10 protein-coding genes are annotated in these 12,117 nt (G+C 67.4%); 7 read left to right on the forward strand and 3 right to left on the reverse strand.

The window, feature by feature from the left end; genetic code table 11:
- The first annotated feature begins 33 nt into the window (after window positions 1–33).
- The 5 genes from B6K69_RS03850 to B6K69_RS03870 all read left to right on the forward strand — a co-directional run bounded on the left by B6K69_RS03850 (window position 34) and on the right by B6K69_RS03870 (window position 6,214).
- Window positions 34–387: a DUF1428 domain-containing protein gene (locus B6K69_RS03850; protein WP_108642846.1), complete on the forward strand. Its 354-nt coding sequence runs from the start codon at window positions 34–36 to the stop codon at window positions 385–387.
- A gap of 3 nt (window positions 388–390) precedes the next feature.
- The gene (locus tag B6K69_RS03855) at window positions 391–1,149 is read left to right on the forward strand and encodes a VOC family protein (RefSeq protein ID WP_108642847.1); all 759 of its coding nucleotides are present in this window, start codon (window positions 391–393) and stop codon (window positions 1,147–1,149) included.
- Window positions 1,146–1,793: a glutathione S-transferase family protein gene (locus B6K69_RS03860; protein ID WP_108642848.1), complete on the forward strand. Its 648-nt coding sequence runs from the start codon at window positions 1,146–1,148 to the stop codon at window positions 1,791–1,793. The genes B6K69_RS03855 and B6K69_RS03860 overlap by 4 nt, the downstream gene beginning before the upstream one ends.
- Window positions 1,794–1,883: 90 nt before the next feature.
- Window positions 1,884–5,045 (forward strand): valine--tRNA ligase, encoded by a 3,162-nt coding sequence (locus tag B6K69_RS03865; RefSeq protein ID WP_108642849.1) that lies wholly within the window; start codon window positions 1,884–1,886, stop codon window positions 5,043–5,045.
- A gap of 65 nt (window positions 5,046–5,110) precedes the next feature.
- Window positions 5,111–6,214, forward strand: a complete 1,104-nt coding sequence (locus B6K69_RS03870) for a pyridoxal phosphate-dependent aminotransferase (protein ID WP_108642850.1) — start codon at window positions 5,111–5,113, stop codon at window positions 6,212–6,214.
- 3 nt (window positions 6,215–6,217) lie between these two features.
- On the opposite strand, the gene B6K69_RS03875 is transcribed toward B6K69_RS03870, so the two are convergent.
- Window positions 6,218–6,613: a DUF4177 domain-containing protein gene (locus B6K69_RS03875; protein ID WP_107674326.1), complete on the reverse strand. Its 396-nt coding sequence runs from the start codon at window positions 6,611–6,613 to the stop codon at window positions 6,218–6,220.
- A gap of 107 nt (window positions 6,614–6,720) precedes the next feature.
- Window positions 6,721–8,232 carry an Asp-tRNA(Asn)/Glu-tRNA(Gln) amidotransferase subunit GatB gene (gatB, locus tag B6K69_RS03880; RefSeq protein ID WP_108642851.1) on the reverse strand — a complete coding sequence of 504 codons (1,512 nt, stop codon included), beginning with the start codon at window positions 8,230–8,232 and terminating at the stop codon, window positions 6,721–6,723.
- Between the two features lie 288 nt (window positions 8,233–8,520).
- Between gatB and B6K69_RS03885 the strand changes: the two genes are divergently transcribed.
- Window positions 8,521–9,072 carry a lytic transglycosylase domain-containing protein gene (locus tag B6K69_RS03885; RefSeq protein ID WP_418260582.1) on the forward strand — a complete coding sequence of 184 codons (552 nt, stop codon included), beginning with the start codon at window positions 8,521–8,523 and terminating at the stop codon, window positions 9,070–9,072.
- A 14-nt stretch (window positions 9,073–9,086) separates the two neighbouring features.
- On the opposite strand, the gene pepN is transcribed toward B6K69_RS03885, so the two are convergent.
- Window positions 9,087–11,657 (reverse strand): aminopeptidase N, encoded by a 2,571-nt coding sequence (gene pepN, locus B6K69_RS03890; RefSeq protein ID WP_108644760.1) that lies wholly within the window; start codon window positions 11,655–11,657, stop codon window positions 9,087–9,089.
- 146 nt (window positions 11,658–11,803) lie between these two features.
- Between pepN and purS the strand changes: the two genes are divergently transcribed.
- Window positions 11,804–12,043 carry a phosphoribosylformylglycinamidine synthase subunit PurS gene (gene purS, locus B6K69_RS03895; protein WP_107674324.1) on the forward strand — a complete coding sequence of 80 codons (240 nt, stop codon included), beginning with the start codon at window positions 11,804–11,806 and terminating at the stop codon, window positions 12,041–12,043.
- Window positions 12,044–12,117: the final 74 nt, after the last annotated feature.

The following is a 12,117-nucleotide window of genomic DNA, read 5'->3' on the forward strand; positions in this document are numbered from 1 at the left end:
CCCTGCGCGATACAAGAGTGAAGGGAGGGTGTGATGGCCTATCTGGATGGTTTCGTGATTCCGGTTCCGACAGTGAACCGCGAGGTTTATCGCCAGCATGAGGAGGAGTATTGGCCCCAGTTCCGCGCCATGGGGGCGCTGAGTCTGGTCGTGGGCTGGGGCGACGATGTGCCGCCCGGCAAGCAGACCGACTTCTTCCGCGCGGTCGCCGCGACGCCCGAGGAAACCGTGGTCTTTGCCATGCTGACCTGGCCCGACAAGGCCACCCGCGATGCGGCCTACAAGAAGATGATGGAAGACCCTGCCCATGAGCAGGTGGAGATGCCCTTCGACGGCCGCCGGATGATCTATGGCGGCTTCACCCCGATCTTCAGCGCCGGAGTCTGAGAGATGAGTGTTCAAGGTGCCCCCTGCTGGTATGAACTGGCAACACCCGAGGTTGCGGCGTCGCAGGCCTTTTATGGCCCGGTGCTGGGCTGGGGCTTTCAGGATGCCGGGATGGAGGGGTTTTCCTACATCCTGGCCATGATGGACACGGCGATGGTCGCCGGGCTGATGCAGCCAGACACGCCGATGCCCTGTTTCTGGCTGGTCTATTTCGCGGTGGACGACTGCGACGCGACCGTGGCCCGCATCACGGCGCTGGGGGGCGCGGTGCATCGCGCCCCGGCCGATATTCCGGGCACCGGCCGCTTTGCCATCGTGACCGATCCGCAGGGCGCGGCCTTTGGCCTGTTGCAGCCCCTGCCCGGCCAGCAAGGCAGCGCCTTTGACCAGAAGAAATCCGGTCATGGCAACTGGCACGAGCTGAACACCACCGCGCCCGAGGCCGCGCTGGCCTTTTACGGCGATCTGATGGGCTGGACGCCGTCCACCGCCATGCCGATGGGTGAGATGGGCACCTATCAACTGTTCGCGCGGGAAGGCGCCGACATCGGCGGCATGATGCGGCTGATGGCGCCGCCCGGCGTGCCGCCGCATTGGCTGCCCTATTTCGGCGCCCCCGGCATCGACACGGCCAGGGCGGCGGTGCTGGCCGGCGGCGGGCAGGTGCTGCACGGGCCGGTCGAGGTGCCGGGCGGAGCCTATATCATCATCGCGCAAGACCCGCAGGGCGCGGTCTTTGGCGTGGTGGGGCCGCAGGGATGACCGGCCCTGTCACCCTGACCACCTATGACTGGGTGCCGCAAAGCCCGCGCGGCCATGTCCGCGACCTGCGCGTGCGCTGGCTGCTGGAGGAGATCGGCCGCCCCTACCGGGTGGAGACGACGCCGCTGATGGACAAGACGCCCGAGCATTTCGCGCAGCAGCCCTTCGGGCAGGTGCCCTTTGTGCGCGACGGGGATCTGGTGCTGTTCGAAAGCGGCGCAATCCTGCTGCATCTGGCGCGCGACACGCCGCTTCTGCCCGGGGGCGACGATGGCGCCCGCGTGCTGCAATGGGTGATCGCGGGGCTGAACTCGGTCGAGGTCTGGGCGATGTTCTGGGTGGTGGCCAAGCTGTTCCGCAAGGATGACGAGGCCGCCGCCCGCGAAGCCGTGTTACTGGGGCAAAGGCTGGGCCAGCTTGAGGCCGCGCTGGCGGGCAAGGACTGGCTGGTCGCGGACCGCTTCACCGTGGCCGATCTGCTGATGGCCGACATCCTGCGCATCCCGGCGGCGAACGGCTTTCTGGACGGGTTGCCGGGATTGCAGGCCTATCTGGCCCGCGCCACCGGCCGCACGGCCTGTGGCAAGGCGCTGGCCGACCAGATGGCGCATTGGGCCGAGGCCGACCGCCGCCGCGCGGCCTGATCGCGGCCGCAACAGAGCGGGGCGCACGCGGGCAACTTGCCCCTGCGCCCCGCAAGGGCTAAATCCCGCGCAGCACACGGGAGACGCCAGATGCCGATGGAAAAGACCTTCAACGCCGCCGAGGCCGAGGCCCGCCTCTCGAAGCTGTGGCTTGAGAGCAAGGCCTTCGCGGCCGGGGCCAATGCCAAGCCCGGACACCCGGCCTTTTCCATCATGATCCCGCCGCCGAATGTCACCGGCAGCCTGCATATGGGCCATGCCTTCAACAACACCCTGCAGGACATTCTGGTGCGCTGGCACCGGATGCAGGGCGACGATACGCTGTGGCAGCCCGGCACCGACCATGCGGGCATCGCGACCCAGATGGTGACGGAACGCGAGCTGGCGAAAACCAACCGCCGCCGCAGCGATTTCACCCGTGAGGAATTCACCGGGCTGGTCTGGGACCAGAAGCGCAAGTCGCGCGGCACCATCATCGGCCAGTTGCAGCGGCTTGGCGCAAGCTGCGACTGGGACCGCGAGGCCTTTACCATGTCGGGCGCCCCCGGTGCCCCCGCGGGCGAGGAAGGCAACTTCCACGACGCGGTGATCAAGGTCTTTGTCGATCTTTACAACAAAGGCCTGATCTACCGCGGCAAGCGGCTGGTGAACTGGGACCCGCATTTCGAGACCGCCATTTCGGACCTTGAGGTCGAACAGACCGAGGTGGCCGGCCATATGTGGCACTTCAAGTATCCGCTGGCGGGGGGCGAGACCTATATCTACCGCGAGAAGGATGCCGAGGGGCGCGTGATCCTGGAAGAGGAACGCGATTACATCAGCATCGCCACCACGCGGCCTGAAACCATGCTGGGCGACGGCGCCGTCGCGGTTCATCCATCAGATGAGCGTTACGCGCCAATCGTCGGGAAACTTTGTGAAATCCCGGTTGGTCCGAAGGAACACCGCCGCCTGATCCCTATCATCACCGACGAATATCCCGATCCGAATTTCGGTTCGGGCGCGGTGAAGATCACCGGCGCGCATGACTTCAACGACTATGGCGTCGCCGCCCGCAACGACATTCCCTGCTACCGGCTGATGGACACCCGCGCGCAGATGCGGGCCGATGGCCTGCCCTATGATCAGGCGGCCGGCATCGCGCAGCGCCTGTCGCGCGCCTGGCTGGTGGCCAAGGGCTATGCAACGCCCGGCATCGCGGAGCAGCCCTTTGCCCTGTCGGAAGCCGAGATCGACGCGCTGAACCTGGTGCCTGACGACCTGCGCGGGCTGGATCGCTACGAGGCGCGCAAGCGCGTGGTCGACCAGATCAACGCCGAAGGTCTGGCCGTTACCGTGCTGCAAAAATCGGTCGACAAGGAAACCGGCGCGGAGCACCTGGAACGGGTGCCCTATGTCGAGGCGAAGCCGATCATGCAGCCCTTCGGGGACCGCTCGAAAGTGGTGATCGAGCCGATGCTGACCGACCAGTGGTTCGTGGACACCGCCAAGATCGTGGAACCGGCGCTGGACGCGGTGCGGACGGGCAAGACGAAGATCATCCCGCCAAGCGGCGAGAAGACCTATTACCACTGGCTGGAGAACATCGAACCGTGGTGCATCAGCCGCCAGCTTTGGTGGGGGCACCAGATCCCGGTGTGGTATGGCTTCGACCTTTCCGCCCCCGGCTTTACCGATGATGAAGGCGATCAGGCGCTGGACAATGTGGAAATCCTGCGCGTTCTGGGCGACGGTGGCCCGGTTGCACGCGAGACCTCATCGCAGTGTGCGGCCGATTTCACCACCGTCTCCGACCGCTTCCGCGACGATCTGGCCGCGCTGCCGCATCCGCTGAACCATGCCCGTATCGTGGAAGTGGCCGACCGCGCCGCCGCAGCCGAGGCCCTTGCCGCTTCGCTGGCGGCCTATGAGGTGGATCAGGATGCAACGCGCCTGACCTACCCTGTCTGGCGCGACCCTGACGTTCTTGACACCTGGTTCTCCTCGGGTCTCTGGCCCATCGGCACGCTGGGCTGGCCCGAGCAGACGCCTGAACTGCAACGCTATTTCCCGACCTCGGTGCTGATCACGGGGCAGGACATCCTGTTCTTCTGGGTTGCCCGGATGATGATGATGCAGCTTGCCGTGGTGGACGAAATTCCGTTCCACACCGTCTATCTGCATGGCCTTGTGCGCGACGCCAAGGGCAAGAAGATGTCGAAGTCGCTGGGCAATGTCATCGACCCGCTGGAGATCATCGACGAATTCGGCGCCGATGCGCTGCGCTTTGCCAATGCGGCCATGGCCAGCCTTGGCGGCGTGCTGAAGATGGACACCAGCCGGATCGCCGGCTACCGCAACTTCGGCACCAAGCTGTGGAACGCCTGCCGCTTTGCCGAGATGAACGGCGTCTGGGACGGCCATGCCACCCAAAGCGCGCCGCCCGCCCCCAAGGCGACGGCGAACCGCTGGATCATCGGCGAGACCGCCCGCACGCTGGCCGAGGTGAACGCGGCGCTGGCCGACTTCCGCTTCGATCAGGCGGCGGATGCGCTGTATCGCTTCGTCTGGGGCAAGGTCTGCGACTGGTATGTCGAATTCGCCAAGCCGCTGTTCGACGGCCCGGATGCGGCGGAAACCCGCGCCACCATGGCCTGGGTGCTGGACCAGTCGATGATCCTGCTGCACCCGTTCATGCCCTTCATCACCGAAGACCTGTGGGGCACCACCGGCACCCGCGCCAAGCTGCTGGTCCATACCGACTGGCCGACCTACGGGCTGGATCTGGTGCAGGCGGATGCGCAGGCCGAAATGGGCTTTGTCACCGGGCTGATCGAGGAAATCCGTTCGGCCCGGGCGCAGGTGCATGTGCCGGTCGGCCTGAAGATCGACCTTGTGGCGACCGAGCTTTCCGCCGCCGCCCGCGCCGCCTGGGAGCGCAACGAAGCCATCATCCGGCGGCTGGCGCGGATTGACAGCTTTGCCGAAGGCCCCGCCCCCAAGGGCGCCATCGCGCTGGCGCTGGAAGGCGCGGCCTTTGCCATTCCGCTGGCAGGGCTGATCGACATCGCCGAGGAAAAGGCGCGTCTGCAAAAGACGCTGGACAAGCTGCGCAAGGAAATCGGCGGGCTGAAAGGCCGGCTCGACAACCCGAACTTCGTCAAATCCGCGCCCGAGGATGTGGTGGAGGAAGCGAAGTCCAACCTTGAGGCGCGCGAGGACGAGGCCGCCAAGGTGGATGCGGCGCTAAAGCGGCTGGCCGATCTGGGCTGACCGGACAGCGGGTTGCGCAAGGCATCGCCCTTGCGCAGCCCCGATTGCCATGCCACCAAACCGGCATGAGCCGCTTTCTGACACCCCACGCCGCCGCCCTGCCCTCGACCGTGCCGTTCACCGGCCCCGAAACGCTGGAACGGCGGCAGGGCCGTGCGTTCCGTGCGCGGCTTGGGGCGAATGAAAGCCTGTTCGGCCCCTCGCCCCGGGCGCTGGCCGCCATGCAGGCCGCCGCCGCCGAGGTGTGGAAATATGCCGACCCGGAAAACCACGATCTGAAGCAGGCGCTGGCCCGGCATCACGGCTGCAAGCCCGAGAACATTGTGGTGGGCGGCGGGATCGACACGCTGCTGGGCCTGCTGTGCCGGCTGACGCTGGAGCCGGGCACGCCGGTCGTCACCAGCCTGGGCGCCTATCCGACCTTCAACTTCCATGTGGCGGGCTATGGCGGGGCGCTGACGCGCGTGCCCTATGCGGGCCGCCACGAAGACCCGGCCGCGCTGCTGGCCGCCGCTGGCGCGCAGACCGCGCGGCTTTTGTATCTGGCCAACCCCGACAACCCGATGGGCAGCCACCACCCCGGCCGCGTGATCGAGGATCTGGTGGCCAACCTGCCGCCCGAGACCCTGCTTCTGCTGGACGAGGCCTATGCCGACCTGGCCCCGCCCGAGGCGATTCCGGCGATTGCGGCCGATCATCCGCAGGTCATCCGCTTCCGCACCTTTTCCAAGGGCTATGGGATGGCGGGCGCGCGGGTGGGCTATGCCATTGCCGAACCCGGCCTTGCGCTGGCCTTCGACAAGGTGCGCGACCATTTCGGCATGGGCCGGATCGGCCAGATCGGCGCGCTGGAGGCGTTGCGCGATCAGGACTGGCTGGCGCAGATCCGCCGCAATATCGAGGCGGGACGCGACCGGATGGGGCGCATCGCGCGGGCGAACGGGCTGGAGCCCCTGCCCTCGGCCACCAATTTCGTGACGCTGGACACCGGGCGCGACGGCGATTTCGCCCGCGCCGTGCTGGCCGGCTGTCAGGAGCAGGGCCTGTTCATCCGTATGCCGGGCGTGGCGCCTCTGGACCGCTGCCTGCGGATCAGCCTTGGCCCCGAGGCCGCGCTGGATGTGGTTGAGGAAATCCTGCCGCAAGCCTTGCGGGCGGCGGGCGGCTGAAGGTCAGTCGCGCGCCGGGCCAAGTGCCGGGGCGGCCCCTTCGGGCGCGGTGGCGGTGGCGCCCAGACGGGCGGCGGGGGCCTCGACACGGGCCGTCACCACAGGGGCGCGCAGGACGGGTTCGTCCATCTCTTCATCGACCTCGGGCCAGACATCGCCGCCCCGCCGCAGCGCGCGGCGGAACACCAGCAGGTTCTGAACCGTGGTCTTGGTGCCGGTCAGCCCGGCGCGTTCGTCGCAGGGCAGCGCATCGGCGCGCACATATTCCCAGCCCTCGGCGGCCATTTCGTTCATCGCCGTGGTCAGGGCCAGCGCGAAGCGTTCTTCCGTGGTCTTTACCCCGCGGGCTTTTTCGCCACGGCGCGGGGCGGGCACGACCCGATATTCGAACTGCTGCATCAGGAACTCCGGGGGCTACGGCGGACAACAGGGTATGGCCTTTGCCCGCAACAGGCAAATGACGAGGCCGTCAGCGCCGGCCTGCGGGGCCGGCGCCGGGGGCGGGATCAGAGACCCAGCTTCTTCATCACCAGATCGTTGACGGCGGCCGGGGCGGCCTTGCCGCCGGTGGCCTTCATCACCTGGCCCACGAACCAGCCTGCCAGCTTGGGGTTCTGCTTGGCCTTTTCCACCTGCGCGGGGTTTTCCGCGATGATGGCATCCACCGCCGCCTCGATCGCGCCGGTGTCGGTGACCTGCTTCATGCCGCGCGCCTCGACGATGGCCGCCGGGTCGCCGCCTTCGGTCCAGACGATTTCGAACAGATCCTTGGCGATCTTGCCCGAAATGGTGCCTGCGCTGATCAGTTCGACGATGCCGCCCAGTTGGGCCGCCGAAACCGGGCTGTCGGCAATCTCTTGCCCTTCCTTCTTGAGCCGGCCGAACAGTTCGTTGATGACCCAGTTCGCGGCCAGCTTGCCGTCACGGCCCTGCGCCACGGCTTCGAAATAGCGCGCGGCGTCCAGTTCGGCGGTCAGCACCGAGGCGTCATAATCGGTCAGGCCGAAATCGGCCATGAAGCGGGCCTTCTTGGCGTCGGGCAGTTCGGGCATGGTGGCGGCGATGCCGTCCACCCAGGCCTGTTCGATTTCCAGCGGCAGAAGGTCGGGGTCGGGGAAGTAGCGGTAATCATGCGCCTCTTCCTTGGACCGCATCGACCGCGTTTCGCCCTTGTCGGGATCGTAGAGGCGGGTTTCCTGCACGATGCTGCCGCCGTCTTCCAGAATGGCGATCTGGCGGCGGGCTTCATACTCAATGGCCTGCTGGATGAACCGCATCGAGTTCATGTTCTTGATTTCGCAGCGGGTGCCGAGATGGCTGAAATCCTGCGTTTCCTGGTATTTCTCATACTGGCCCGGCCGGCAGACGGACACGTTCACGTCGGCCCGCAGGTTGCCGTTCTGCATGTTGCCGTCGCAGGTGCCAAGGTAGCGCAGGATCTGGCGCAGCTTGCCGACATAGGCGGCGGCTTCTTCGGGGCCGCGGATATCGGGGCGGCTGACGATTTCCATCAGCGCCACGCCGGTGCGGTTGTAGTCGACGAAGGACAGGTTCGGGTCGATGTCATGGATCGACTTGCCGGCATCCTGTTCCAGGTGGATGCGTTCGATCCGCACCCGGCGGGCAATCCCCGACCCCATTTCGACGATCACTTCCCCCTCGCCCACGATGGGGTGGTAAAGCTGGGAAATCTGGTAGCCTTGCGGCAGGTCGGGGTAGAAATAGTTCTTGCGGTCGAAGGCCGAGGTCAGGTTGATCTGCGCCTTGAGCCCCAGCCCGGTGCGCACCGCCTGTTCCACGCAGAATTCGTTGAGCACGGGCAGCATCCCGGGCATCGCGCAATCGACGAAGCTGACATTGGTGTTCGGTTCGGCCCCGAAGGTGGTGGAGGCGCCCGAGAACAGCTTGGCATTGCTGGCCACCTGGGCGTGGATTTCCATCCCGATCACCAGTTCCCAATCGTGCTTGGCACCCTGAATGACTTTGGGCTTGGGCGTGGCAAAGGTCAGGTCGAGCATGGCATCCTTCCGGTGTTCCGGGCTTGATCCCTTGCGTTTAGGCCGCAGGGCGGCGCGGGGCAAGAGGGCGCGCGATGGCTGCGGGTGGCAGATTCCCGCGCATCGGCCGGCCGGCGGTTTGGTGGACGGGCCGGTCGGCGGTATAGGAGCCGCCAGAGCCAACTGCCATTGGACATACCCTTGACGTTGACCACACCCGCCCAAGGCGCCGCAAAGGCCGGTTCGCACCGCCCTGTCCGCGCCGCCGTGCTGCGCCCCGCCCTGTGCCGGGCGGCCTGTCTTGGCCTTCTGCCGCTGCTGGCGGCCTGCGTCAGCAGCGCCAAGGAACCCGAGGCGCCCCCGGTGATGCGCTGGGACCACCGCCCCGAGGCGATGCACTGGACCAAGGCCGCGATGAACGCGGTGGCCGAAAAGGATGATGTGCTGGCCGAGCGCGTGCCCGCCGACATTGCCACCTGGTGCCCCGGCTATGCCAAGGCCAGCCTTGAGGAACGCCGCGCCTTCTGGGTGGGCGTGCTGAGCGCCGTGTCCAAGCACGAAAGCGGCTGGAACCCGGCGGCGGCGGGCGGCGGCGGGCGCTATGTGGGGCTGATGCAGATTTCGCCCCGCACCGCGCGCGATCAGGGTTGCGAGGCGCAAAGCGCCGGCGCCCTGAAGGACGGCAGCGCCAATCTGGCCTGCGCGGTTGAAATCCTTGCCGATGACGTGGGTCGCGACGGCGTGGTTGCCGGACCCGGAAACCGGGGCGTGGGCCGGGACTGGATGCCCTTCCGCAAGGCCGACAAGCGGGCCGACATGGCCGCCTGGACCCGCGTTCAGGAATGGTGCCAGGCCGGCTGACGCCGGCCCGGCAATCAGCCCGCCAGCATCCGCCCCGCCATTTCCGACAGGTCGCGCGACAGGCCCGGCGCCGCCAGAATCCGCCGCAGTTCCGCCTGTGCCAGCGCCTGACGCCCGGCATCGTAGCGACGCCAGGTTTCGAAAGCGGTGGACATGCGGGCGGCGGTCTGCGGGTTCAGCGGATCAAGTTTCAGCAGCCAGTCGGCCACGGTGCGATACCCGTCGCCGCCGGCATGGTGAAAGCCCGCGTGGTTGCCGGACAGGGCGCCGATGACAGCGCGGAAGCGGTTGGGGTTCTTCCAGTCGAAATCGGGGCGTTCGGTCAGGCGGCGGGTGACGGCGGCGGCCTGATCGGGCGCGGCCAGCGCGACCTGAAGCGCGAACCACTTGTCCATCACCAGCGCATTGCCGGACCAGCGGGTCTCGAACCGCGCCAGTTCCGCCGCGCCCTTGCCAATGTCGAGCAGCGCCGCCAGCGCGCCGACCTCTTCGGTCATATTGTTGGCGGCGGCATAGGCGGCTTCGGCCGCGGCCCCGCCATCAACCCGCGCCAGAAGCTGGAGCGCGGCGGTTTTCAGCGCCCGCCGCCCGGCGGCCCGGGCATCGGCGGTGAAGGGGCCGCTGTCGGTCAGCCCGGCGATCAGCCCCGGCAGATGCGGGGCCAGCCGCTGCGCCAGCGCCGTCGCCGCCGCGCGGCGGGCGGCGCGGATCGCGTCGGGGTCGGGCACGGTGCCGGCGGCGTGCAGGGTCTGGGCGATGTCATCCTCGGCCGGCAGGCGCAGGGCCAGCGCGCGGAAGGCGGGATCAAGGCTGTCATCCAGCACCAGTTGCGGCAGCGCCTCGGCCCAGGCGGGCGAGACCCCTGCCCCCTTGGCGACCATGGCGACCAGCATGTCGCGGGCCAGCGACCGGCCCGCTTCCCAGCGGTTGAACGGATCGGTGTCATGGGCCAGCAGGAAGGCGCGTTCCTGCGCGCTGACGGCGCGTTCCAGCACCACCGGGGCGGAAAAGCCGCGCAGGATGGACGGGATCGGCCGCGCGGCCAGCCCTTCGAAGCGGAAGCTCTGGCTGCCCTTGGTCAGTTCCAGCACGGTGGTGGGCACCACCTCGTCGCCATTGGGGTTCAGCAGGCCCACGGCGACCGGAATGACCTTGGCCCCCTTGTCGGGCTGGCCCGGCGTGGGCGGGTTCACCTGCGTCAGCGTCAGCGTGTAGGTGCCGCCCTGCGGGCCGGGGTTCCACGCTTCGCTGACCGTCACACGGGGGGTGCCGGCTTCGGAATACCAGCGCTTGAACTGCGTCAGGTCGCGGCCGGTGGCATCTTCGAACACCTTGAGCCAGTCTTCGATGGTGGCGGCGTGGCCGTCGTGGCGGTCGAAATACAGGTCAAGCGCGCGGGCATAGCCGTCATCGCCCACCAGCCGCTTGAGCATCCCGATGATCTCGGCGCCCTTTTCATAGACGGTGGCGGTGTAGAAGTTGTTGATCTCGACAAAGCTCTCGGGCCGGACGGGGTGGGCGAGCGGTCCCTGATCCTCGCGGAACTGGCGGGCGCGGAGGGTGAGCACGTCTTCGATGCGCTTCACGGCATGGCTGCGCATGTCGCCGGAGAACTGCTGGTCGCGGAAGACGGTCAGCCCTTCCTTGAGACAAAGCTGGAACCAGTCGCGGCAGGTGATGCGGTTGCCGGTCCAGTTGTGGAAATATTCATGGGCGATCACCGCCTCGATGCGGGCGTAATCATCGTCTGTGGCGGTTTCCGGGCTGGCCAGCACGAGCTTGGAGTTGAAGATGTTCAGCCCCTTGTTCTCCATCGCGCCCATGTTGAAATCATCGACGGCGACGATGTTGAACACGTCCAGATCGTATTCGCGGCCGTAGGTCTGCTCGTCCCATTTCATCGAGCGGATCAGGCTGTCCATCGCATAGGCGCAGCGGTCGATGTCGGCGGCGCGGACCCAGACCGCCAGATCGACGGCGTGGCCCGAGCGGGTGGTGAAGCTGTCGCGATGCGCCACCAGATCGCCTGCCACCAGCGCGAAAAGATAGGCGGGCTTGGGCCAGGGATCGTGCCATTCGGCCCAGCCGGGGCCGCTGGCCACCGGGTTGCCGTTCGACAGAAGCACCGGCAGATCGCTTTCGATGCGCACCTTGAAGGGCGCCATCACATCGGGGCGGTCGGGGTAGAAGGTGATCTTGCGGAAACCCTCGGCCTCGCACTGGGTGCAATACATGCCCTTCGACATGTAAAGCCCTTCCAGCGCGGTATTGGTTTCGGGCGAGATCTCGACCGTGGTTTCCAGCACGAAGGGCGCCTCGGGCAAGAGATCGGCGGGCACGGTCAGCCCGGTGTCATCGGGCGTCAGGTCCAGAAGCGTGCCGTCCAGGCGGACCGAGACCAGGCGCAGGTCTTCGCCATCCAGCCGCAGCACATGGCGGCCCCGGGCGGCGGGGTTCGGGCGCAGGTGCAGCCGCGCGTCCACGCGGGTGGCCCTGGGGGCCAGGCGGACGGTCAGATCGACCTGATCGACCAGATGGCTGTAGGGGCGGTAATCGGACAGATAGACGGTGCGGGGATCGGTCATGGCAGACTCCGGTTTCATCCGCAGGATCGGGCGATGCGCGGCCGGGCGCAAGGGGGGCAGCCTTGCGGAACGGCATCGTTACCGGGCCTTGCCCCGCGCGCCCGGCGGCGGTATGGGATCGCCATCCCTGCCCCGGAGGACTGCCCATGAAAGCCCGCGTTACCGTCATGCTCAAGACCGGCGTGCTGGACCCGCAGGGGGAAGCGATCCGCCATGCGCTGGGGTCGCTGGGATTTGCCGGGGTGACCGGCGTGCGGCAGGGCAAGGTGATCGAGCTTGAGCTGGCCGCCACCGAGGCCGCCACCGCCGAGGCCGAGGTCAAGGCGATGTGCGAGAAGCTGCTGGCCAATACCGTGATCGAAAGCTACCGGGTCGAGATTCTCTGATCGCGGCGCTTGCGGAACGGGCGGAAGGCGGGGGCCAGCCCCCGCACCCCCGGGATATTTGAGGACAGATGAAA

The sequence above is a fragment of the Pseudogemmobacter blasticus genome, assembly GCF_003071405.1.
Taxonomy (GTDB): domain Bacteria; phylum Pseudomonadota; class Alphaproteobacteria; order Rhodobacterales; family Rhodobacteraceae; genus Pseudogemmobacter; species Pseudogemmobacter blasticus.

Bases quoted from the DNA above. Each gene is read 5' to 3' on its own strand.
- gatB (WP_108642851.1), bottom strand. From the start codon at position 8,232: ATGCTCGACCTGACCTTTGCCACGCCCAAGCCCAAAGTCATTCAGGGT.
- B6K69_RS03860 (WP_108642848.1), top strand. From the start codon at position 1,146: ATGACCGGCCCTGTCACCCTGACCACCTATGACTGGGTGCCGCAAAGC.
- B6K69_RS03875 (WP_107674326.1), bottom strand. From the start codon at position 6,613: ATGCAGCAGTTCGAATATCGGGTCGTGCCCGCCCCGCGCCGTGGCGAA.
- B6K69_RS03870 (WP_108642850.1), top strand. From the start codon at position 5,111: ATGAGCCGCTTTCTGACACCCCACGCCGCCGCCCTGCCCTCGACCGTG.
- B6K69_RS03850 (WP_108642846.1), top strand. From the start codon at position 34: ATGGCCTATCTGGATGGTTTCGTGATTCCGGTTCCGACAGTGAACCGC.
- purS (WP_107674324.1), top strand. From the start codon at position 11,804: ATGAAAGCCCGCGTTACCGTCATGCTCAAGACCGGCGTGCTGGACCCG.
- pepN (WP_108644760.1), bottom strand. From the start codon at position 11,657: ATGACCGATCCCCGCACCGTCTATCTGTCCGATTACCGCCCCTACAGC.
- B6K69_RS03855 (WP_108642847.1), top strand. From the start codon at position 391: ATGAGTGTTCAAGGTGCCCCCTGCTGGTATGAACTGGCAACACCCGAG.
- B6K69_RS03865 (WP_108642849.1), top strand. From the start codon at position 1,884: ATGCCGATGGAAAAGACCTTCAACGCCGCCGAGGCCGAGGCCCGCCTC.